Genomic DNA, 23,660 nt, shown 5'->3' with positions numbered 1-23,660 from the left:
CAAACAACAGTTTCCCCACCACCACCAGAGATTTCGGATTGAGCATCAAGTTCAGTTTGACGAGGTAAAAGAGAAGCGGAGGAGGTGCTCTTCCGCTTCTCTTTTACCTCGTCAAACTGAACTTGATGCTCAATCCGAAATCTCTGGTGGTGGTGGGGAAACTGTTGTTTGCCAACAGCGGTGTGTTGGTCTGTCGGTCGTAATAGAAGCTCATCGTGAGCAGGCGGGAGAGGGTATAGTCTGCCATGAAGCTCAGCTTGAATGCCGTGTTGCCGCTGCTGGCGTAGCTGCTGATGGTGGCTATGTCACGGCTGATGCTCGCTTGGCGTCGGTAGCTCAAGTCCAGACGCAGGTTGAGGTCGTTGTTGGTGCCACTCCGGCTGCTTACCGCTGCTGCAGTGGTCGACTGCGTCTTGTTGCGGTTGCCTCTGCCCTTAATCTTACGCATATTGCGGTCGCCGAAGAGCTTGAAGTTGTTGATGCGATAGCCCAGTCCTAATACCCAGTCTCTGCTCAGCGCCTCGTTGAGCTGCACGCTCGTCATACTCAGGTTGAGCACACGCGTAGTGCGATATTCCACCTTCGCGGTGAGGTTGTTTTCAAATGTCATGTCTACTCCGAGCAGGGGCGAGAACGCCTCGTTGATGCTGACGCTCGACACGTTGAACATGCTGCTGGGCGTGGGCGCACCCGTGGTGGTCTCGTTGACGAAGCCCAGCCCGTTCATATACTCCTGGAAGGTGCTGTAGGTGCTGTAGGCTCCCACGGCGTAGACGCTGCGGTAGGCGTGGTTGATGTTGAAGCTCTTGAACACATCCCTGAACCAAGGCAACTTAGCCATTCCGCTGTAGCGCACCGTCCAGTTGGGCAACATGCGCGCCAGCGATGGGAATATGTCGAGTCCGCTGCCCATGCTGGTATAGGCAGAGAGGAATGCGGGCACCATGACATCGGCGCTGTAGCGGTTTACGCCACCGTTGGCGGGGTCGAAGGTCTTTCCCGCGAGCGAGGTGCCGGCGGGGTAGACCGCACCGGCATACTGGGCTTCGACGCGGTCACGGAAGGCGTCGAGCGAGTTGCAGAACTTCTCGAAGGTGGGCGAGTGGAAGCCGTTGGTGGCTTCGCCTATGCCGCTCAGGGCGCCCTTGAGCGAGATGGTAGTCATCGTGAATGTGCCGCTCTGTGTGGTGGGGTTGCCCCGATACATGTACTGTATGCTCTTGGCACGGCTCTCGGTGCGGTTTGCCACGAGGTCTATCTTCAGGTTGCGCACAGGCTCGAGGGTGAGTCTCAGCTGCACATCCTCGGTCAGGTTGGTGGTGGCGGGCGTGGCCACCGAGTCGCTCATGAGCAGCCAGTTGTTGCGCTTCGCCTTGTCGATGTAGCTGTCGTCTATCATGCCGAAGGCGAAGTCGAGTCCTGGCGACAGGAGTCCGTACCCGCGCGTCTGTCCGAGCGCATTGCCCACGGTAGGCATAAATCCCGGCAGCGAGAGCGAGTAGTTGTTGCGGTAGCTGAGGCTCACGTTGCGCACCATCATCATCACGCGGGCTACCGACTGAGCCGTCTTGTACCAGCCCTTGTCCTCGAGCGGTTCGCGCGGGGTCACCGTCAGCTTGATTTTGGTGAGCGTGTCGACCTTGCTGAATATCTTGATTTGGTTATCACCCACCTTTTTATATTTTATGGCGATGTTCTTGCCGTCCTTGGTCTTGGCGCTCACGTCGATACGGCGTGTGCGCTTGCCGTGGCTTATGAGCAGCGTGGTGTCGGGCGTGAGCGTCAGCTCGCGCTCATAGCTGCGTCGGTTCTTGGGCAGTTCTTTCTTCTGCTTCTCTGCGGCGCCGTCCTTGCCGTTGGCAGCCTGCTTCTTGAGCGTCTCGCGCTGTCGCTGCTTTTCCTTTTTCTCGCGCTCTATCTGCGAGCGGCTCTTCTCGCGTCTGAACTTGTCGTTGACCTTCTTCAGGAAGGGGATGTGGTTGTACAGCCGCTCCATGTTGAAGGTTCCGTTGACATTGAGGTCACGGTTGCTCACGATGTTGTTGCCCAGCGAGGTGCCGTCGTCGAGTGCCGTGCCGCGCACCCAGTTGTAGGTGGCGTTGTAGGTGGCGTTGACATTGGTCCAGTCGAGTATCGGGATGAGGTTGAGTGGCACCTGGTACGACAGGGTGAAGTTCTGGCTGTAGTCGAGCGGCGTTCCCATGTGGCGCAGACTCGTTCTGACAGAGTCTTTCCACTGGGCGTACTCGTCGGGATAGCGTTCCTTGTTGACGGGAGCGTAGGGCTCTTCGATTTCAGCGTGCGTGGCACTCTGGAAGTTCATGTGCAGATTGCGTGTAAGGTCCCATCTCAGGGTGAAATCACGGTTCCAGAGGAACTGCGAGCTGAAGGTCAGCGGCAGCTGTCCGCCTCCGAGGTCTTCCATGTCGCGCTCCTGCAGCTCGTAGTAGTTGCGTGTTATCTCGGTGTTGAAGCCCACGTTCTGCGGGAGCCAGTTGAGTCCGAATTTCTTGATGATATCGAGCCACTTCGACCTGTTCTTGATTGAGCGGAACGGCTCCCACGCCTTGAATATCGGTGTCCAGTTGTAGTTGAGCGCCCCTCGCCAGTTGTCTTCCTTCTCATAGACCGTCGTCTCGCCGTTGGTCTCGCGGTGGGAGTGGCTGTAGGACAGCGAGAAGTTGGCAGGGTCTATCGGCAGCGGGTGTCTCTTGTTCTGTATGTCTACCCTCACGTTCGACAGCGAGAAGTTGGTGCTTGTCGTCTTGGTCACCGCGATGCTCTTGATAGAGTCTCGCTCCTGCTTTGAGCCGGCTGCGTCGAGCGCATCCTTGAGCAGCATGTCGGTATCGAGCGGGTTGTACTTGGGCGAGGTCTCCTCCTTGGTCACCGAGTAGTAGAGCGGTATGCTCACCTTGGCTTTGTCGGGGAAGAACTTGCCCAGCTCCAGGTTGGTGGTTATGCTGTAGGTCTTGTAGTCATCGGTAGAGCGCTGGCTGACGCCCTCTTCCAGTCCGCCGAAGCCTTCCGACATGTAGCGGCCCTGCATATTGACCGTACCCAGGTCAGAGAGCTGCACGTTGAGGTTGCCCTGTGCCGCCCATCCGCCTCCGTTGTTGTACTCCTTGAGTCGCAGCTCGTTGACCCACACCTCTGCCGACTTGTGGTTGCCCGACTTGTTGCGCACGCCTATCATCATCGTCTTCACCTCGCCCAGGGTGGGGTTGCCCACGATGCTTACGCGGTTGGCAGGGTGGTCGGCGTCGTAGACTGAGAACACGCGCGAGTATGAAGCTGTGCCCTGTGCCTTGGCGATATTGCGCTCCTTCTTGACACGGGTGAAGATGCTCAGCGGGAAGTCAAACATATTAGCCTGGGGCCATACCCGCTCGCAGTCCGAGCGTGAGTAGCGGTCGTAGTGACCCGGTTCGGTGAGCTTCAGGGGGATTTCGTACTCGTAGTAGTTGGTCTTGTAGTCGCTGCCCACACGGATGAAGACGGCTATCTGGTCGTCGGCGAGGCTGGTGGCGTTCTGCTCCATTGCGTTGGCATGGACAAACATCTGCAGGCGACGATACTGACGCAGGTCGAGGTTGGTATTCTTGTAGACCGCCTTTGACTCGTTGTTGCCCAGATTGGTTACGACCATGTTGAGTGCCTGCTCGTTGGCCTCTACCAGTTGTGGCTGCGTGGGGTCCTGTGCGCGGTTTATGCCCGGTGGCAGCACGTAGTTGACGGGTGTCTTGTCGTTGTTTTCCTCGATGTTGATAGAGCTTACAGCCATCTTTCCCGACGACGAAGCGACTCCGTCGAGCGGCTGGTCATACGTACGCCACTCGCCCTTGACCAGGTCGAGACTGCCGAAGCGCAGCACGATGGGTCGGCTGAACCCGCGGAGATACATACGCATGAAGCGCATGCTGGTGAAGTCGGAGATGGAACCCACGCGGTCTTCGTAGTCGCTGAGGGGGATACGGAACTGGTACCACATGACCTTCTCGGTGGTGCCGTTGCGCAGCGGGACAGCCGCTTCACGGCAGTCTACGATGTGGTTGCGGCCTACAGCCATGTCCTGCGGACGCAGCGAGACGTGGTACTGGTAGTATTTCTCATACTCATTGAGGGTGTAGTCCTGGTTGATGTCCTCGACATCGGGTGTGGTCTTGTAGGAGGTGTCGTAGCCCTCGGTGCGGCTCTCGGAGTCGGGCGAGTTGCCCTGGGGGTTGTTGATGCGCTTGTAGCGTTCGAGTATCGAGGTCTTGGCTTTGTCGAAATCGGTGCCGCGGAAGTAGTGGTAGTTGTCATTGGCAGGGTCGGCCTGGATAGAGTCAAACACCTCGGGGCTCACCTTTGCCCTTGCCTCCTGCAGAAACTGCTGATAGGTCTCAAACTGGCGCTCTTCCTCGTCGCGCAGACCGTTGAAGCCCACATCCTGGAGCGCACGGCTACCCGGCGAGGTGGCAAAGGCGTAGGTCACGTTGGCCTGGGTGGGCACCTTGCCCCACTGCGTGTTGACAAATGTCTGTGAACCGTCTACCGGCATGCCGCTCTCATAGAATTTCTTGCCGTCGCGCAGCACATCCTCACTCACCTCACCCAGATTGATATAGAAGTCGCCGCCATACTCATTGGCGTCGGCCTGGCGGTTGGTGTAGATAAACGGGTCCATGAGCCAGAACTCTACATACTCGATGTTGGCTGCCTCGAAATCATTGGTGTTGAGCTTGCGCATCATGCCTCCCCACTTGTCTTTGGGGTTGCGCAGCCGGCCGTCGGCGGTGAGGTCGGGGTTGAAGTTATAAGGACCGCGCTCAGTGGGGTAGTAAGCGAGGTTGAGGATAGGAAGGGTAGAGATGACGCCATTGTAGCTGCTCTGGTCGCGGTTGGGGTAGAGCTCGTTGACCAGCACCTCGCGCACATAGTGGTTGGAGAGCTGCTCGAGGTCGCTCTTGATGTGGGATGGGGTGAGCGAGCTGCTGCGTCGGGTGAATAGCGGGTCGATGTTGTACCATGCCAGCAGCGAGCGGTCGTAGCCACTGCGGAGCGTAGTCTTGTCGTTGAAGTTGGGAATGGACGACGGCACGCTCGAGATAATCCACGATGAGGGCGTGGAGATGTCTATCTTGCTCGTGGAGTTTTCAAAATCGTCGAGATATGACGCGTTGTCCTGGGTGCCGTGGCTCTGTCCGGCAATGAGCTGGGCAAACTCGGCGTTGAAGGAGATTTGAGATGGCTGCGTCACATGCAGGAATGGAATCTTGTCGAGCATATTGGTGAGCCACTGGCTTTCCTTCTTCCAGTTGAGGTTCACGCCCCAGAGCGTGTTGTTGAGCGGTTCGGTGCCCATATTGACCTTGCTGGTGAGCGCCTGTTCGGTGAGGTGCTGCACGGTACCGCTGAGCTGCAGGTTCTTGTTGAAGTTGTACTCCCAGTTGAGGCCAAACATCGTCTTGCGTTGCTGTCCGTAGTCCGACTGACTCTCGAGAGAGACGTTAATCTGCGTCCCTGCATCTATCAGACTTTGGTTCAGGATGGTCACTTCGCCCGCGCTGTAGTCCACGGTGTAGTCGCTGCCCTCGGTGAGGGTCACTCCGCCGGCGGTTACCACCACCGAGCCTTGCGGTACGTTGTAGGCGCCGAGCGAGATGACGCCCGATGCGCTGCCTTTGAACTGTCCCGTGAGTATATACTTGTTCTTCTCGGCTATCTGCCGTGCCACCGTCTTGGTGGTATCATAGAGCTCGGTGAAGGCGTAGCGCTTGGCGCGGTCGGGGGCTACGCCCTTGGCCACGAGGTAGTTGTAGAGGTAAGAACCGAAGGGCTCGGTGCAGGGGAAGAAGACGCGGCCGTTGCTCACGGTGTAGCCTTCCACGAAGTCGAAGTAGCCGTTGGGGTTGGGCTTGTTGTTGTTGTCCAGACGGTCGGCGCCGAGCACACGGATGATGGGCGTCTCCTTGACCTGGGTTTCAGGGATGTAGTTGAGATAGACGCCGGCGGTATCGCTCTGGAACTTCACATCGAGGCGGAACTTCTCTTTCTCCACGCTCGAGGCCAGGCTGTACACGTTTTTCATCATCAGGTCCCAGTTGCCCTGCGTCGGGTTGTTGCTGGTGTTCTTGAGCGACTTGACAAAGAGTGCCTTCTTGACATCGGTCACGTCAGAGGCAAACTCGCCCACCTGGTAGGTCACGCCGCCGTAGGTGTACTCGTAAGCCACAGCCAGCACCTGGTCGGTCTGGAGTGTGGAGCGCAGCGATATATAGCCGAGCGACGGGTTGAGCGTGTACTCCGACGGCGACAGCAGTCGCGCGCTCTCCAGTTTCTCATAGTCCACGCCACCCACGAGTCCTGCCCCGTCGAGGGTAGAGTTGACGGCGTCTATGTCGCGGGCGGCGGCATAGGCGGTGGTCATGGTCTGATACTCGCTGTTGGCGCTGTTGGCAGGCACGGGCTGTCCGGTGGGCGTCCACATCGTGTTGCTCACCTTCTTGTTCTCGCCCAGGTCGGTCAGCGCCACGATGTTGCGCGTGTTGGTAGCCACGCCGCTCTTGTTGGTCACCCATATCTCGACGCGGTTGATGGTGATGCCGGTCGTCATGTTGGGCAATGTGCGCATGGCAGCGTCATACTTGCTTCGGAAGTATTGGGAGAGGAAGAAGTGCATGTTCTCCTCATAGTTGGCGACGTTGATTTCAAACGGCGTGAGCTGGATGCCGCCCTTGGCGGAGACGCTGCTGGTGTTGCTCTTCTTCTGCGAGGCTACGAGCTGCAGCTTGAGGCGGCCGAACTGCAGGTCGGTGCGCAGACCGAAGAGCGAGCTGGCTCCCTTGATGAGCGACGAGTTGGAGGGGAAGGTCACGTTGCCCGCCTCGACCAGCTTGATGATTTCGTCCTCCTTGCCTTCATACTTGAGCTTCAGGTTCTGGGCGTCGTAGTCGAAGGTGGCGTCGGTGTTGTAGTTGAGGTTCATGTTGACCTTGTCGCCCACCTTGCCGTTGACATTGAGGTTGATCTTCTCGTCGAAATCTATGGTAGTGGTCTTGCGGTTGCGGATGGGCAGACTGGGGTTGTCTATGTTCTTGAGCGTGGCGCCCAACTTGAGTTCGGCGCTTCCCTGTGTCTTGATGCGCACGCCGCCGGGGCCGAATATCTTCTCGGCGGGTCCCAGGTCGAAGTGCATGTCGGTGAAGTCAAACTTCTCCTTGCCCTTGGCCTGGTACACCTCGTCGTTCTTGTCGCGGTAATAGCGGTTGCGTGCCTGGCGCTCGCTCCATCGGCGATACTCCTCGGGCGTCATGATGATGGGCGCCTCGAGCCACACGCTGCCGATGCGCGTGCCTATCATGTAGCAGTCGAGTGTGTCGTTGTAGACCACCTGCTGGTTCAGGTTGTCGGGGCGTTTCAGGTCGGCGGCGGGTAGACGGTAGTCGTCTATCGTGAGCGCCGTGGTGCGCTGTATCTTCCAGCGCGGGTGGAGCAGCGAGTCGGGTATGGTGTCCTCGTCGATGGCTATGGGCTGCGCCGCAGCCTTGATGCGTGGCACGGTGTCGGTGGGTGTCGTCGCTTTCGTGCCCTGCTGCTGTCGGGCGGGGCGTACGGTCTTGCGGCTCTGAAGATAGGGCACTGAGGCATAGCCTATGGTCGAAACCATAGGTATCATGATTAATGCCAACTTTATCCAGTGTCTTATCTTCTGCCTTTGCATGGGTTTACTTTATCTGTTTGAGCGCCAGCTTGACCACCTGCTCCACGGGCATCGTGGGCTCGTCTTGCAGGATGGCAGCCACAATCTTGGCAGAGGGAGCCGGAGCGAAGCCCAGCATGGTAAGGGCGCTCACAGCCTCGTCTCTCACGCCCATGTCAATAGAGGGTGCGGTAGAGGTCGAGGCGTGCAGCTCGGTGGCGATGCCCATCTGCACGATTTTGTCCTTGAGGTCAACGATGATGCGCTGTGCGGTCTTCAGTCCGATGCCCTTGACGGCTTTCAGCATGCGCTCGTCGGCAGAGGCGATGGCGTTGCACAGCTCCGAGGGCGACGATGCCGAGAGTATCATGCGCGCCGTGTTGGCGCCCACTCCCGATACGGTGATGAGCAGTCGGTAGAGATCGCGCTCCTGGCGTGAGGCAAAGCCGTAGAGTGTATAGGCGTCGTCGCGGCCGCCGGTCACGAGGTTTTCGTGTACGTAGAGCTTCACCTCCTTCTTGCCTTGGATGGTGCTGTAGGTATTGAGCGAGATGTTGAGGGCATATCCCACTCCGGCTGCTTCTACCACAGCCGTGGCGGGGGTGAGTTCGGTCAACTCGCCCTTGATATATTCTATCATTTTGTACGTGTTATATTATATAATATACATTATTAACGCAGTCGGTGCCCGATTTATTGTATTTGTGCCCGATTTTATTGCAGCCGCCCCCATTTTTACGTTCTCCCCGCAGGGGTTGGCGAGGACGGTGGGTGCCGTCGTCGGCGCGGGTGGTGGTGATAACCAGCTGACAGCCACCCCTATAGCCGTGAAGCAGGGGAGCGGCATGGGCGTGATGACACCCAGTCTGCTGGTGGCGCGCGGAATGGTGGTGGAGTTGCGTGGGATGATGGTGGAGTTGCGCGGAATGGTGGTGGAGTTGCGTGGGATGGTGGTGGCAGCGAGTGGATTGTTGCCGGAAGGCATTGTAAAGTTGATTTCAAGGTGCGAAATAGTGATTGCAAACCGCGATATAATGATTTCACACCGCGAAACCGTCATTTCCAATCCCGAAACCAAAATGAAGGCCATCTCCGTGAGGATGATGGCAGTCGGCGTTGCGCTTGGCGTATGCGTTGTTATTCGTGTGTGTTTCCATATTCCTTGAATATACCATCCCAAGAAGCTACAAAAAAGATTTGTGGCTTTTCGGGGCTTTGCCCTATGCGTCCGTGTGTGTCGGGAGATATCTCGAGAGCAGGCTCTCGGATATTCCCTGCCACCCCCATCCGCGCCTGCCTGATGGCAGGCTGAAAAGCCGCAAATACAAAAAGTCCGCCGTTGGCGGTAAAAAAAGTCCGGCTGCGCCGGTACAAAAAAATAATTACCTTATTTCCTATCCGTAGCGGTATATAGTTGGGATAACACAAGCTGCTATTTTTTTACCGCCAACGGCGGCCTTTTTTTACGGCCACCGGCCGCTTTTTGAACCGTGGCGGCTGTTGTCGTCATGCAAAGCATGGCGTTTGGGGTTGGCGGCGACGACAAGGAGGAAAACTTGTTTTCCGACTGGCGTCACCGACAGCCACGAAAAGGCGAAGCCGACAACAACCGCCATGGCTTTTTGTGTTTATATCAACTCATGATTGAAGCAGTTATTAATGGATTAATCCCGCAATTGACCCCTTGTTTCCTGCCGTGGTAACGCCTTCGGCTAATCGCAACTCTTTCAGAGTAGCTAAGTAGGGTGGGGGCTTACCCAGGGTAGAGGTGCTTCGCCCCTTAACCCTGGGCTATGAAATCGCAACTCCTACAGAGTTGCTGCTGCTTGCGGGCCATAATTCATCGTTGATGATGCGCCCCCCAGGGCTATGCATGATTAGTCCGTTGACGATGATGTGCGCCTTTACCACCACGTATCGTTATCCCATAGTGGATGAAGTTCTCCCCAAGAGTTATACATAATTAGTTTGTTGTCGTTGATGTGCGCCCCTACAACCCTGTATGGCTATCCCATTGTGGACGGTGCGCACCCTTGGCAACTCTGTAGGAGTTGCGTTTCCCCAGCCCAGGGTTGCGGGCGAAGCACGCTACCCTGGGTAAGCGACCAACTAATATAGCTACTCTGTAAGAGTTGCGCTTAGCCGTAGGCGTTACTTGTCGTGTGTGTTTCCACAATCCTTGAATAAGCCATCACAATAATCTACAAAAAGATTTGTGGCTTTTCAGGGCTTCGCCCTATGCGTCTGTGTGTGTCGGGAGATATCTCGAGAGCGAGCTCTCGGATATTCCCCGTCACCCCCCATCCGCGCCTGCCTGATGGCAGGCTGAAAAGCCGCAAATACAAAAAGTCCGCCTTTGGCGGTAAAAAAAGTCCGGCTGCGCCGGTACAAAAAAATGATTACCTTATTATCTATCGGTAGCGTCATATAAATGGAATAACACAAGCTGCTATTCCTGCCGTGGTAACGCCTTCGGCTAATCGCAACTCTTACAGAGTAGCTAAGTAGGGTGGTATTCTTACCCAGGGTAGAGGCGCTGCACGCCTCAACCCTGGGCTATGAAATCGCAACTCCATTACCTTTCCGCGTCGCACTGCGCCGCGCCGGTAACCGTTGGTTCAGAGTTGCCAGGGGTGCGTCCTGTCCACCATAAGCCCCATCCTAACCTTCCCCACGGGGAAGGAAAAAAGCCCAAATGATGTTCATATTCCAATCTTCTTCCAGGAACGGAGCGCAATCATAACCCCCTAAAGCACAGCGAGAATGAATTCCCGCCCCTTGGGGAGGGTTAGGGAGGGGCTTACAAGCTGCTGTTTTTTTACCGCCAAAGGCGGTCTTTTTTTACGGCCACTGGCCGCTTTTTGAAACGTGGCGGCTGTTGTCGTCATGCAAAGCATGGCGTTGGGGATGGCGGCGACGACAAGGAGGAAAACTCGTTTTCCGACTGGTGTCACCGACAGCCACAAAAAGGCGAAGCCGACAACAGACGCCATGGCTTTTTGTGTTTATATCAACCCCTAATAGAAGCAGTTATTAATGGATTAATCCCGCAATTGAAACCTTGTTTCCTGCCGTGGTAACGCCTTCGGCTAATCGCAACTCTTACAGAGTAGCTAAGTAGGGTGGTGTTCTTACCCAGGGTAGAGGCGCTGCGCACCTCAACCCTGGGCTATGAAATCGCAACTCCTACAGAGTTGCTGCTGCTTGCGGGCCATAATTCATCGTTGATGATGCGCCCCCAAGGGTTATACATAATTAGTTTGTTGTCGATGATGTGCGCCCCTACAACCCTGTATGGCTATCCCATTGTGGACGGTGCGCACCCCTGGCAACTCTGTAGGAGTTGCGTTTCCCCAGCCCAGGGTTGCGGGCGAAGCACGCTACCCTGGGTAAGCGACCAACGAACCTTGCAACTCTGACGGAGTTGCGCTTAGCCGTAGGCGTTACTTGTAATGTATATGCCCATATACCTTGAATAAGCCATCACAATAATCTACAAAAAGATTTGTGGCTTTTCAGGGCTTCGCCCTATACCATCCGCAATGTGATGGAGATAATGACAAAGCACATAATATATAATTGGTCTGCGTTCTCTCCTCTTGGGGAGAGCCAGAGAGGGCTTCTTATGATGGTCGTTGCGCCTCCATGCTTGCCTATAATTGTGCGCGATGTCATTATTTCGGCGATTTTAACAACTATTACACGTGTAATGTTGGTGGAGTCCCGTTTTTTCACGAATTTTGTAGTTGTTACAACCATTACAGACAGCAGAATTTCAACTCTACGCACCGGTGCTACGCCCGTTGCCACTCTAACTTTATACACGCGCACTATGAAATGCGTCATTATTGCCACCCCTGCCCACTGCCCTGCTGCGGCGCACAGCCACACCGCTACAGCGTTGCTGGCAGTCATCACCCGTAGACTCTTGCCCATAGTCATGCTGCTCCTGACAGTCATGACGTCCTCGGCACAGACCGTCAAGGACGAAGAAACCCTGCATGTGGACTTCGACGGCTGGTTCAGCACCCTGGTCAACAACCGCAAGTTATACAACCGCTACAACGACAGCATCTTCCTCATTCATGACCACGACCGCTGGGTGGAGTTTTTCCATACCCGCGCTGCCCTGAACCACGATATCTATCAGAGCAACAAGCTCTGCCTGGACAGTCTGCGCCAGGTCATCACCCTGCCACAAGCCAAGAACGACGCGAGGCTCTATTCGGATTTTATCAAGAGCTTCTTCAGCAAGTATATCAACCAGAACCGCTCCGACCCCTTTCTCATGCTCGAACTCTGTGACCTCATCGACACCCTGCAGACCAATCGCCCCGACTCGCTGAGGTTTACCAACTATCTGAACACGTGGCGTGGCTCTGCCTACTACCATATCTGGAACATGACCCATGACGACGAGCTCCTGCAGAAGTCGTATGCTTGCTACCAGCGATGCGTCGCCGACGACGCCAAGCGCTATCCCGCCTATCAGTCAAACTATCTCAACGCGATGCTGCAACTGTGTGCGTATGTATGGGCACAAAAGAAGGTGGAGACGGTCGACGATCTGCGCGGGCGCATCAAACTGGCAAGACGATATGTCGCCAAGCACGGCGACGAGCTCAGCCGCAAGGGCTACAGGATGACCGAGCTCAAGAGGCGGCTCAACAATGCCGACGAGTCCATGGTGCGCAACATTTTCCTGGTGGACCGCACCACCATCAAGAAGAAGAGCATCGACAAACTTATGCATACCCTCGTGGTAAGGAACCTGCGGAAGCCCTCACTGGACAATTCCTCGTATCTGCGCACGCTGATTATGCAAATGAACCTGAAGCAGATAACTGCCAAGGAGGCTCTCAACAGATACCGCCCGCGCTACAGGGCATCTATGGAGAGTCTGCGCAATCGTAGGCTCGACCCCCAAGAGTTCTCGTTGCATCTTATGCCCTACTATTCGTTGTTCTATCTCAACGACTTGGCCGACATCCCCTACAGCGCCAAGCGCCGCAACGTGCTCCGCATGTGCCGTGACATCGAGATGGCTTTCCGCCATCGCAGTGACCGCCAGTCGGTGACCACCTTTGTCAACAACCTCAATGTCTTCGTCACCTACGACCGCATACTGTCGTATCTGAAGCCCCGCGAGCGCCTTGCCTTCCTCAACAAGCTGTCGGTATCGACCCACGTGACCACCTACGCCCACTCCGTACACGTGAGCGAGATAGCCATGGTGCTCATGGAGAGTCTTGTGGACAATCAGCCCCAGTTGCTGGTGGGCTATTTGGGTTGCAAGACCGAAGGCAGCGTAAAGCATCACAAGCGTAGGTTTGTCGAGTTTGTGCGCGAAGCCGCCCTCTACCACGATCTGGGCAAGAACACCATCATCCCCGTGGTAGACAACGACTACCGTCCGCTCACCGATCAGGAGTTCAAGATCGTGAAGCGCCACCCGGAGATGGGACTCAAATACCTCGCCCTCGACCCCAGGCTGGTGAAGTATCACGACACCACCCTGGGTCACCACAAGTGGTATAACGGCAAGGGAGGCTATCCCGCCGACTTTGACAATACCCGTTCGCCTTACCGCATCATGATAGACATCATCACCCTGAGCGACTGCATGCAGGCAGCTACCGAGCGCGTGGGCCGCAACTACAAGGACGGCAAGACCTTTGATGCCGTGATGGGCGAGATGCGTCGCGACGCCGGCACCCGCTACAATCCCGACCTCGTGAGCCATATCGACGCCCATCCCGGGCTGGCACAGAAACTCAACCATCTGCTCGACGAGGGCTGGATGGACATATACTATAATATCTACAGCCAGTATTTTGTCAACCAGCGATAGCACCGTCGCCATCATCGCGACGCCCCTGTCGACTATGGACGCCGTCACCACGTCAGAGATGGTGATAGGGATGGTATGCGCCCTGAAAATATTAAAAATGACGGGCGTGGTGAAAAATAATTGCATATTTTGGCAGAAAGAAGCCGAGAAATGATGTATCTTTGCATGTTGGAGAATTATCCCATAGTTGCATCACACTTAAACAATCGTCAAATGAACAGAAACAGTACCCCGGGGTTCAACCCCACCGTTGCCCGACAGATAGTCTGGGCTCTCGTCGCCATCTTTGTCTTTGTGATAGGCATGGCATTCATCCGTCCCTGGTACAACGTATGGTCGCAGGAGATGGAAGGCAAGGCCGAGTTTGCCAAAGCCGAACAGAACCGCAAGATTAAGATTGAGGAAGCCCGTGCCAACCTCGAGGCCGAGAAGCTCAACGCCCAGGCCGAAGTGGCACGCGCCAAGGGTGCCGCCGAAGCCATCAAGATAGAGAACGGCAGCATCACCCCCACCTATATCCAGTATCTCTGGGTGCGCCAGCAGAGCGACCTGAGCGACAAGACCGTCATCTATATCCCCACAGAGACCAATCTGCCCATCCTCGAGTCGACGCGGATGAACAAAATCAAGTCGCAGCACGCCCCAACGGCTACACACGAATAACCAAGTAAACAATTATAATCAAGTATGAAGAAAAGAATTACTCTCTTGACATTGTTCCTGCTCGCAGTGATGACAATGTCAGCCATCCCCGCACGCCCTAATCTGTGGCGCATGATTACCCTTGCCGACGGCAGTCAAGTCAAGGCCCGCCTTGTGGGCGACGAACACGGCCACTGGTATCGTGATGCCGACGGAAAGAGCTATGTATCAGCAGGCAATGGTATGTACAAGCAGGAAGATGCCACCAAGGTGGCTGCCCGTGCCAAGCAGCGTCGTGCCCGTGCCAACCAGCACTACGCCAGCCGTCGCAAGGCCGACATCTCGGGCAACCGCGGCAACTATCGGGGCACCAAGAAGGGACTCATCATCCTCGCCAACTTCAAGGACAAGAAGTTTTCTGCCAGCCATACCCTCGACCTGTACAAGAAGATAGCCAATGCCGAGAACTACAAGGACAATGGCTTCAACGGCAGTATCAAGGACTACTTCAGCGCACAGAGCGATGGCAAGTTTACCATCGATTTTGACGTGGTAGGGCCTGTAACCCTGTCGCAGAATATGGCTTACTATGGTGGTAATGACTCCAATGATAACGACCTGCGTCCCGAGCAGATGATTAAGGAAGCCTGTGAGCTTGCCGACGGTTGGGTAGACTTCTCTGACTACGACTGGACCGGTAACGGCGAGGTGGATCAGGTCTATGTCATCTACGCCGGTCAGGGCGAGGCCAACGGCGGTAGCGATGACACTATCTGGCCCCACGCTTATGAACTGGCTGCCGCCAAAATAACACTCTCCCTCGATGGTGTCAAAATCAATTCTTACGCCTGCTCTGCCGAGATGGGCTACTCTGGTATCGATGGTATCGGTACCATCTGCCACGAGTTCTCTCACTGTCTGGGCTATCCCGACCTCTATGACATCTTCTATGAGGGGCATTTCGGTATGTCGAGCTTTGACCTCATGGACTCTGCCGGCTACAACGACGACGGCTTCTGCCCCGCCGGTTATACTGCCTATGAGAAATGGATTGCCGGATGGATAGACTACGAGGTGCTCGAAGACGAGAACGTGACGGTCACTGACCTCAAGCCCACCAGCGAGGGTGGCAAGGCATACGTAATATATAATAAAGGCAACCGCAACGAATACTTCATCCTCGAAAACCGTCAGCAGACCAAGTGGGACAAATATATCGAGGCTACAGGTCTGCAGGTTATCCATGTAGACTATGACCCCACCTGCTGGATTAACAATGTGGTCAACTCTACGGGTGAATTCCGTCAGAAAGATGGCTGGACAGCTGACTTCAAGAACGACCACCAGCGCCTCACGCTCGTACATGCCGACAACATTGACGACAGTAAGTACTGGGACAAATACGAGCAGTATTATACCAAGACTACACTCACAGGCGACCTGTTTCCCTACAAGTCAAACAATGAGTTGAGCGACACATCGATACCTTCGTTCGGTCTTTACAACGACAACGAGGACGGTACCCGCAACATGGGCCGTCAGGTCAAGGACATTACCGAGAATGACAACGGTACTGTGAACTTCCAGTACAATGCTACCGTAGTGGTAGAACCTACTCCAGAGGGCCAGGTGTTCTATGAGAGTTTTGACAAGTGTGCTGGAACGGGCGGAAACGACGGTACATGGAGTTGTGGCAGCAATGCGCTGGTAACAGACAACGCAGGTTGGGAGTCGCTCTCCCGTGCTGGTGGCTTCAAGTGCGGCAAGTTTGGCTCCTCCAAGAAGAGCGGTTCTGCCACCACACCTTCCTTTGCCCTCAACGGCAAGGCCAAGCTCACCTTCAAGGCTGCGCCTTACGGCAGTGACGCCACCTCGCTCAAAGTGACTTACAACGGCGCCGAGGTAGCTACCCTCACCATGAAGAATGAGGAATGGACCGAGTACAGCATCGACATTACCGGCACCGGTAGCGGCAAGATTACCTTCACCCCTGCCAAACGTATGTTCCTCGATGAGGTGCGCATCGTGGCAGATGGCGTAGGCACCGGCATCGATACTGTCGAGACCACTGGCAAGCCCGTAGACAACCGCGTCTACAACATCCAGGGTCAGTATCTGGGCACCAGCCTCGACAATCTCCCTGCAGGCATCTACATCGTAGGTGGCAAGAAAGTGGTGAAGTAACCACGACACATACAGACACAAAAAAATCCCTTCCGTCACTTATGGCGGAAGGGATTTTCTTAATGGTAAATTAGTTGCTGAACACGATGTGGTCGTCGGCGACATCGACCGTGATGGGCTTGTCCTTGCTTACGCGCTCAGCCAGCAGCATACGGCTCAGGTCATTGAGCACGTAGTCCTGGATGGCACGCTTTACGGGGCGGGCGCCAAAGGTGGGGTCGAAACCCACACGCGACAGATAGTCTATTGCCGCCTTGGTCCAGGTGAGTGTCACGCCCTGCTCGGCAGTCATCTTCTGCAACTTCTGCATCTGCAGTTCCACAATCTTGGAGATTTCCTCCTGTGTGAGCGGATGGAAGGTGATGATGTCGTCGATACGGTTGAGGAACTCAGGACGCATAATCTTGCCCAGCATCTCACGCGTGGCGTTGGAGGTCATGATGATGATGGTGTTCTTGAAGTTGACCACGCGGCCCTTGTTATCCGTGAGTCGGCCGTCGTCCAATACCTGCAAGAGGGTGTTGAACACGTCGGGATGAGCCTTCTCTATCTCGTCGAAGAGTACTACGGAGTAAGGCTTGCGTCTTACTGCCTCGGTCAGCTGGCCACCCTCGTCGTAGCCCACATATCCTGGAGGCGCGCCGATGAGCCTTGTCACGCTGAACTTCTCCTGATACTCGCTCATATCGATACGCGTCATCATGTTCTCGTCGTTGAAGAGATATTCGGCGAGCGCCTTGGCAAGTTCAGTCTTACCCACACCTGTCGTACCGAGGAAGATAAACGAGGCGATAGGTCTCTTGGGGTCCTGCAGTCCGGCTCGTGAGCGGCGCACGGCATCGGCTACAGCCTTGATGGCCTCGTCCTGACCCACCACTCTGTGATGGAGTTCGTCTTCGAGATGCAGCAGCTTCTCGCGCTCACTCTGCATCATCTTCGACACGGGGATGCCCGTCCAGCGGCTAACCACCTCGGCGATATCGTCGGCAGTGACCTCTTCGCGCACCATAGCGTCGCCGCCCTGGGTACCCCGCAGCTGCTGCTGGATATGGTCTATGTCGTCCTGGATGCTCTTCAGGCGACCGTAGCGTATCTCAGCCACACGGCCATAATTGCCCTCGCGCTCGGCCTTGTCGGCCTCAAACTTCAGGTTCTCCATCTCCTGCTTATCCTGCTGGATCTTGTTGACCAGAGCCTTCTCGGACTCCCACTTAGCCCTGTACTGGCGCTCCTGCTCACCCAGCTGGGCAATCTCCTTGTCCAGTTTGTCGAGCGAGTCGTGCAGATTGGCAGCCGCATCATCCTCGGCGCCGCTGCCTTGGCGGTGCTTGATCTCGCTGCGTATTGCCTCGCGCTCTATCTCAAGCTGTTTCAGATGGCGGTCTATCTCGTCGAGCTCCTCGGGCACCGAGTCGCGCTCCATGCGCAACTTGGCGGCAGCCTCGTCCATGAGGTCTATCGCCTTGTCGGGCAGGAACCGGTCAGAGATATATCTCTCGGAGAGCTTGACGGCTGCGATGCACGCATCGTCCTGGATACGCACCTTGTGGTGGTTCTCATAGCGCTCCTTCAGGCCACGCAGGATGCTGATGGCATCTATCTCGTCGGGCTCGTCGACCATAACCGTCTGGAAACGGCGTTCGAGCGCCTTGTCCTTCTCAAAGTACTTCTGATACTCATTGAGCGTGGTGGCACCGATAGCCCGCAGTTCGCCACGTGCCAAGGCAGGCTTGAGGATGTTGGCGGCATCCATGGCACCTTCGCCACCGCCGGCACCCACGAGCGTGTGGATTTCGTCGATGAAAAGGATGATGTTGCCGTCGGCCTGGGTGACCTCCTTGATGACGCTCTTGAGTCGCTCCTCAAACTCACCCTTGTACTTGGCACCAGCCACGAGCGCGCCCATGTCGAGCGAGAAGAGCTGCTTGTTCTTCAGGTTCTCCGGCACGTCGCCACGCACGATACGCTGGGCGAGTCCCTCGACGATGGCGGTCTTGCCCGTACCCGGCTCACCTATCAGGATAGGGTTGTTCTTGGTTCGGCGCGAGAGAATCTGCAGCACGCGGCGTATTTCTTCATCTCGGCCTATCACAGGGTCGAGCTTGCCGTTGCGCGCCTTGTCTATGAGGTTCTGCGCATACTTGGCGAGCGCCTGGTAGTTTTCGTCGGCCTGGGCATCGTCGACCTTCTTGCCCTGTCTGAGGGCAGCGATGGCCTTCTCTACCTCGTCCTTGGTCATGCCTGCATCGCGGAGTATGCGTCCTGCCGTGTTCTGGGTCTGCATGATAGCCATGAGTATGGGTTCGATGGCCACATACTCGTCGCCCATGCGCGCAGCCTCGGCCATAGCCTTCTGCAGTATCTCGTTGGTGGCATTGGTGAAGTAGGGTTCGCCTCCCTGCACCTTGGGCAGATGGGCTATCTCGCTCTCGACGAGCGTTTCAATCTGCTGTGGGTTGACGCCCAGCTTCTGGAAGATGAACTGGGTCACATCCTTACCCTTGTCCATGATACCTGCCAGCAGGTGTACCGGCTCTATGGCTTGATTCTGCGCCATCTGCGCCTTGTTGACCGCGCTCTGCACGGCCTCCTGCGCCTTGATAGTAAATTTGTCAAATGTCATATCGCTTGTTGTTTTAATTATTATCTTTGTTATTGTCACTCATCATGATACAAACTATGTACCTATGCCCGAAAACTGACAAAATGTCAGTCTTGGTCTGCCTTTTTGTCATTTTGGCGACAAAAATCGTGGGGTAGGGCAAAATTTTCGATGATTTGTTGGGCGATACACCTTATTATTATTATCTTTGTAAGGAATAAAACTTATATCACAACAATAATGAGACGCAATCTACTTATCATCGTTATCATCATGACCGCCATGACCCTGCTGCCAGGCTTCACCGCCACAGCCGGAGCCAAGGCCAAGCATACCTTCAAGATAGAGGGAGGCAACTTTGTCTACGACGGAAAACCCATACAGATCCACTCGGGCGAGATGCACTATTCGCGCGTGCCCGCAGCCTACTGGCATCACCGTCTGCGCATGATGAAAGCCCTCGGACTCAACGCCGTGGCCACCTACGTCTTCTGGAACTACCATGAGACCGCTCCCGGCGTGTGGGACTGGACCACTGGTAACCGCAACATACGCGCCTTCCTCAAGGCTGCTGCCGACGAGGGCATGATGGTCATCCTACGCCCCGGTCCCTATGCCTGTGGCGAGTGGGAGTACGGCGGCTATCCCTGGTGGCTCAGCACCGTGCCCGAGATGAAGATACGCACACAGAACAAGGCTTTCCTTGACTCGTGCCGCACCTACATCGACCAGCTCGCAGCCCAGGTGCGCGACTTCCAGATAACCAAGGGCGGTCCCATCGTCATGGTACAGGCTGAAAACGAGTTCGGCTCGTACGTCAGCCAGCGCAAGGACATCCCCCTCGATGTACACAGACAGTATAGTGCCGCCATCCGTCAGCAGCTTATCGACGCCGGCTTCGACATACCTATGTTCACCAGCGACGGCAGCTGGCTCTTTGAGGGCGGATCCATCGAGGGCGCACTGCCCACATGCAACGGCGAGAACAATGTCAACACCATCAAAAAAAAGGTAGACGCCTATCACGGCGGAGTGGGCCCCTACATGGTGGCAGAGTTCTATACCGGATGGCTCGACCACTGGAACGAGCCTTTCCAGAAGGTCAGCTCCGATGCCTTTACCAAGCAGATGCAGAAGTATCTCGATGCCGGCATCAGCTTCAACTTCTACATGGTGCATGGTGGCACCAACTTCGGCTTCACCTCGGGTGCCAACTATACCAAGGACATCCGTCTGCAGCCCGACCTCACCAGCTACGACTACGATGCCCCCATCAGTGAGGCAGGATGGGCTACACCCAAGTATGAGGCCATCAGAAAGATACTGATGCAGTATAACAAGGATGTGCCGGCAGTGCCCGAGCGCATACCTGTCATCACGCTGCCCCAAATACGTCTCACCCAGACCCAGAACCTCTTTGACCGCATCGAGGGGATGACGCCTGTGGAGTGTGACACCATGCCCACATTCGAGGCGCTCGGCCAGGGCCACGGATACGTGCTCTACCGCCGCCACTTCAACCAGCCCATCGCCGGAGTGCTCAAGGCCGACGGCATTGCCGACTATGGCATCGTCTATGTCAACGGCGAGAAGGTGGGCGAGCTCAACGCCGTCACCGGCGTAGACAGCCTGGAGGTCGAGGTACCCTTCAACAGCACCCTCGACATCCTGGTCGAGAATATGGGACGCATCAACTATGGTGCCCGCATCTCCGAGAGCTTCAAGGGCTTTGTGCGCCCCATCACCATCAACGACAACCCCATCGAGGGTGAGTGGAAGATGTATTGTCTGCCCATGAGCGAGGCTCCTGTGCTGGCTGCTGGCGACCACGGCTATGCCAAGGGTCTGCCCGTAATCTATCAGGGTCAGTTTGATGTAGCCAGCCCCGGCGACACCTTCCTCGATATGGAAGAGTGGGGCAAGGGTATCGTCTTTGTCAACGGTGTCAACCTGGGCCGTTACTGGAAGGTGGGTCCCCAGCAGACCCTCTATCTGCCTGGTTGCTTCCTGAAGAAGGGCAAGAACGATATCGTAATCTTTGAGCAGCAGAACGATGTGCGCCACGACCATGTGAGCGGCATCGATACTCCCAAGCTCGATATTCTCAAGAAATAGAAGATATTCGGATAGATTAAAGTTTTCATAATTTGTGCCTTCTCCCGTTGTGAAACGCGAGAGGGCTTTTTTGTGTACGCTCGGCAGGAGGGTGGATAGGATTGTGCGCACGGCCACGTATAGATTAGCCCTGCGATTGCCCCCATGTTTCCTGCTGCGGGTAACGCCTTCGGCTAATCGCAACTCTTACAGAGTAACTACACCTTATTATATATATACCCAGGGTAGAGGTGCTGCGCCCCTCAACCCTGGGCTATGAAATAGCAACTCCTACAGAGTTGCCAGGGGTGCGTACCATCAACCACAAGCCCCATCCTAACCTTCCCCAAGGGGAAGGAAAAAAGCCAAAACAAAGGCCCCATACCAGCCTTTCTCAAGAAAAAGAGCGTAACCTCAACCTCCTCAAACACAACGAGAAAGAATTCCCGCCCCTTGGGGAGGGTTGGGGAGGGGCTTACAATCAGCTGTTTTTTTACCGCCAACGGCGGCCTTTTTTTACGGCCGCCGGCCGCTTTTTGAACCATGCCGGCTGTTGTCGTCATGCAAAGCATGGCGTTGGGGATGGTGGCGACGACAAAAAGGAAAACTCGTTTTCCGTCTGGCGTCACCGTCAGCCACAAAAAGGCGAAGCCGACAACAGGCGCCATGGCTTTTTGTGTTTATATCAACTTATTACATAAGTAGGTAATAATGGATTAACCCCGCAATTGGCCTCCCGCAAGCAGCGGCAACTCTGGAGGAGTTGCGTTTCCCCAGCCCAGGGTTGCGGGCGAAGCACGCTACCCTGGGTAAGCGACCAACTAATATAGCTACTCTGTAAGAGTTGCGCTTAGCCGTAGGCGTTACTTGTAATGTATATGCCCATATACCTTGAATATGCTATCACAAGAAGCTACAAAAAGTTTTGTGGCTTTTCAGGGTTTCGCCCTATGCGTCCGTGTGTGTCGGGAGATATCTCGAGAGCGAGCTCTCGGATATTTCCCGACACCCCCATCCGCGCCTGCCTGGTGGCAGGCTGAAAAGCCGCAAATACAAAAAGTCCGCCGTTGGCGGTAAAAAAAGTCCGGCTGCGCCGGTACAAAAAGAGATTACCTTATTTTCTATCGGCAGGTGTCAAACAGATGGAATAACACAATCAGCTGTTTTTTTACCGCCAACGGCGGACTTTTTTTACGGCCAACGGCCGCTTTTTGAACCATGCCGGCTGTTGTCGTCATGCAAAGCATGGCGTTGGGGATGGCGGCGACGACAAGGAGGAAAACTCGTTTTCCGACTGCCGTCACCGACAGCCACAAAAAGGCGAAGCCGACAACAGCCGCCATGGCTTTTTGTGTTTATATCAACCCCTAATAGAAGCAGTTATTAATGGATTAATCCCGCAATTGAAACCTTGTTTCCTGCCGTGGTAACGCCTACGGCTAAGCGCAACTCTTACAGAGTAGCTACACCTTATTATATATATACCCAGGGTAGAGGTGCTGCGCCCCTCAACCCTGGGCTATGAAATCGCAACTCCTACAGAGTTGCCAGGGGTGCGTCCCGTCCACCATAAGCCCCATCCTAACCTTCCCCAAGGGGAAGGAAAAAAGCCAAAACAAAGGCCCCATACCAGCCTTTTCAAGAAAAAGAGCGTAACTACAATCCCCCTAAAACACAGCGAGTATGAACTCCCTCCCCTTGGGGAGGGTTGGTGAGGGGCTTTCAACCCTCTCTCCTTGTGGAAGACCGTGTAGGGGCTTCCATTGTCTATGTGCCGTGCTTATTTCTTATCGTAAGCGTGTACCGGGTAGTCGATGGTGTAGTGCAGGCCACGGCTCTCTTTGCGCTCGATGGCCATACGCGTGATGAGGTAACCCGTGTTGATCATATTGCGCAACTCGCAGAGCTCCTTGCTTACCTTGACGCGCTTGAAGAGGTTTTCGGTCTCTTCGTAGAGCAGGTCCAGACGGTCCCAGGCGCGCTTGAGGCGCAGGTCGCTGCGCACGATGCCCACATAGTTGCTCATGATTTCGCCTACCTCCTTCACACTCTGCGTGATGAGCACCTGTTCCTCGTTGGTCATGGTGCCGTCGTCGTTCCAGTCGGGCACCTTGTCGTTGAAGTCATACTCGTCAACGTGCTCTATGCTGTGGCGCGCTGCGGTCTCGGCATAGACCACCGCTTCGATGAGCGAGTTGCTGGCGAGGCGGTTGCCGCCGTGCAGACCCGTACACGAGCACTCGCCGATGGCGTAGAGCCGGTTGATGCTCGAGCATCCGTTGAGGTCGACCTTGATGCCGCCACACATGTAGTGGGCTGCGGGGCGCACGGGGATATACTCCTTGGTGATGTCGATGCCTATGGATAGACACTTGGCATAGATATTGGGGAAGTGGTGGCGCGTCTCTTCGGGGTCTTTATGGGTGACGTCGAGGCAGACGTGGTCGAGTCCGTGGGTCTTCATCTCGCGGTCGATGGCACGCGCCACGATGTCGCGCGGAGCCAGTGAGAGTCGCTTGTCATACTTCTCCATGAAGCTCTCGCCGTTGGGCAGACGCAGTATGCCGCCGTAGCCACGCATGGCTTCGGTGATGAGGTAGGCG

Annotated in this window: 13 protein-coding genes; 5 read left to right on the top strand and 8 right to left on the bottom strand. The window is 55.6% G+C overall.

The features are described from left to right. Nucleotides 1-103: 103 nt before the first annotated feature. Both sprA and ruvA read right to left on the bottom strand, forming a co-directional pair. Nucleotides 104-7,651, bottom strand: coding sequence for a cell surface protein SprA (gene sprA / locus CIK87_RS11075; protein WP_371327121.1), 7,548 nt, complete (start codon nt 7,649-7,651; stop codon nt 104-106). A 58-nt stretch (nt 7,652-7,709) separates the two neighbouring features. Beyond that, complete coding sequence (gene ruvA / locus CIK87_RS11070; RefSeq protein ID WP_022310237.1) at nt 7,710-8,324, bottom strand: Holliday junction branch migration protein RuvA; 615 nt, start codon at nt 8,322-8,324, stop codon at nt 7,710-7,712. Nucleotide 8,325: 1 nt separating this feature from the next. Here ruvA and CIK87_RS11065 point away from each other — a divergent pair, with 1 nt between their 5' ends. Then, nucleotides 8,326-8,850 (top strand): hypothetical protein, encoded by a 525-nt coding sequence (locus CIK87_RS11065; RefSeq protein WP_144008198.1) that lies wholly within the window; start codon nt 8,326-8,328, stop codon nt 8,848-8,850. A gap of 297 nt (nt 8,851-9,147) precedes the next feature. Here the strand turns inward: CIK87_RS11065 and CIK87_RS14405 are convergent, their stop codons facing one another. Beyond that, on the bottom strand, nt 9,148-9,300 hold the full coding sequence (locus CIK87_RS14405) for a hypothetical protein (RefSeq protein WP_158216245.1): 153 nt from the start codon (nt 9,298-9,300) through the stop codon (nt 9,148-9,150). A gap of 1,131 nt (nt 9,301-10,431) precedes the next feature. Further along, a complete protein-coding gene (locus tag CIK87_RS11055; RefSeq protein WP_094387220.1) occupies nt 10,432-10,677 on the bottom strand; it encodes a hypothetical protein in 246 nt (81 codons plus the stop codon). An 839-nt stretch (nt 10,678-11,516) separates the two neighbouring features. On the opposite strand from CIK87_RS11055, the gene CIK87_RS11045 reads away from it, so the two are divergent. The 3 genes from CIK87_RS11045 (at nt 11,517) to CIK87_RS11035 (ending at nt 16,361) form a co-directional block, all read left to right on the top strand. Next, complete coding sequence (locus CIK87_RS11045) at nt 11,517-13,535, top strand: HD-GYP domain-containing protein (RefSeq protein WP_158216244.1); 2,019 nt, start codon at nt 11,517-11,519, stop codon at nt 13,533-13,535. 303 nt (nt 13,536-13,838) lie between these two features. Next, complete coding sequence (locus CIK87_RS11040; RefSeq protein ID WP_254046008.1) at nt 13,839-14,198, top strand: hypothetical protein; 360 nt, start codon at nt 13,839-13,841, stop codon at nt 14,196-14,198. A 24-nt stretch (nt 14,199-14,222) separates the two neighbouring features. Beyond that, a complete protein-coding gene (locus CIK87_RS11035) occupies nt 14,223-16,361 on the top strand; it encodes a M6 family metalloprotease domain-containing protein (RefSeq protein WP_254046550.1) in 2,139 nt (712 codons plus the stop codon). Between the two features lie 70 nt (nt 16,362-16,431). On the opposite strand, the gene clpB is transcribed toward CIK87_RS11035, so the two are convergent. Then, nucleotides 16,432-18,984 carry an ATP-dependent chaperone ClpB gene (clpB, locus tag CIK87_RS11030; RefSeq protein ID WP_022310443.1) on the bottom strand — a complete coding sequence of 851 codons (2,553 nt, stop codon included), beginning with the start codon at nt 18,982-18,984 and terminating at the stop codon, nt 16,432-16,434. A gap of 219 nt (nt 18,985-19,203) precedes the next feature. On the opposite strand from clpB, the gene CIK87_RS11025 reads away from it, so the two are divergent. Then, nucleotides 19,204-21,078 (top strand): beta-galactosidase, encoded by a 1,875-nt coding sequence (locus tag CIK87_RS11025; RefSeq protein WP_094387216.1) that lies wholly within the window; start codon nt 19,204-19,206, stop codon nt 21,076-21,078. A gap of 242 nt (nt 21,079-21,320) precedes the next feature. Here CIK87_RS11025 and CIK87_RS11020 read toward each other — a convergent pair whose 3' ends face one another. The 3 genes from CIK87_RS11020 to CIK87_RS11010 all read right to left on the bottom strand — a co-directional run. After that, nucleotides 21,321-21,725 (bottom strand): hypothetical protein, encoded by a 405-nt coding sequence (locus CIK87_RS11020; protein ID WP_144008196.1) that lies wholly within the window; start codon nt 21,723-21,725, stop codon nt 21,321-21,323. Nucleotides 21,726-22,178: 453 nt separating this feature from the next. Beyond that, nucleotides 22,179-22,400, bottom strand: coding sequence for a hypothetical protein (locus CIK87_RS11015; protein WP_094387214.1), 222 nt, complete (start codon nt 22,398-22,400; stop codon nt 22,179-22,181). A 437-nt stretch (nt 22,401-22,837) separates the two neighbouring features. Next, nucleotides 22,838-23,660: L-aspartate oxidase (locus CIK87_RS11010; RefSeq protein WP_144008195.1), on the bottom strand; the 823-nt coding region annotated here is incomplete at its 5' end.

Source organism: Prevotella sp. P5-64 (assembly GCF_002251285.1).
In the GTDB taxonomy this organism is placed as follows: Bacteria; Bacteroidota; Bacteroidia; order Bacteroidales; family Bacteroidaceae; genus Prevotella.
Note: the sequence above shows the minus strand (reverse complement) of the source record. Positions and strands in the feature narration are given on the sequence as shown.

Coding starts and splice junctions, on each gene's coding strand:
- clpB (WP_022310443.1), bottom strand. CDS start 18,984: ATGACATTTGACAAATTTACTATCAAGGCGCAGGAGGCCGTGCAGAGC.
- CIK87_RS11025 (WP_094387216.1), top strand. CDS start 19,204: ATGAGACGCAATCTACTTATCATCGTTATCATCATGACCGCCATGACC.
- sprA (WP_371327121.1), bottom strand. CDS start 7,651: ATGGTTTCGACCATAGGCTATGCCTCAGTGCCCTATCTTCAGAGCCGC.
- CIK87_RS14405 (WP_158216245.1), bottom strand. CDS start 9,300: ATGGCGGTTGTTGTCGGCTTCGCCTTTTCGTGGCTGTCGGTGACGCCA.
- CIK87_RS11015 (WP_094387214.1), bottom strand. CDS start 22,400: ATGGCGGCTGTTGTCGGCTTCGCCTTTTTGTGGCTGTCGGTGACGGCA.
- CIK87_RS11055 (WP_094387220.1), bottom strand. CDS start 10,677: ATGGCGTCTGTTGTCGGCTTCGCCTTTTTGTGGCTGTCGGTGACACCA.
- CIK87_RS11020 (WP_144008196.1), bottom strand. CDS start 21,725: ATGGCGCCTGTTGTCGGCTTCGCCTTTTTGTGGCTGACGGTGACGCCA.
- CIK87_RS11045 (WP_158216244.1), top strand. CDS start 11,517: ATGAAATGCGTCATTATTGCCACCCCTGCCCACTGCCCTGCTGCGGCG.
- ruvA (WP_022310237.1), bottom strand. CDS start 8,324: ATGATAGAATATATCAAGGGCGAGTTGACCGAACTCACCCCCGCCACG.
- CIK87_RS11040 (WP_254046008.1), top strand. CDS start 13,839: ATGGCATTCATCCGTCCCTGGTACAACGTATGGTCGCAGGAGATGGAA.
- CIK87_RS11035 (WP_254046550.1), top strand. CDS start 14,223: ATGAAGAAAAGAATTACTCTCTTGACATTGTTCCTGCTCGCAGTGATG.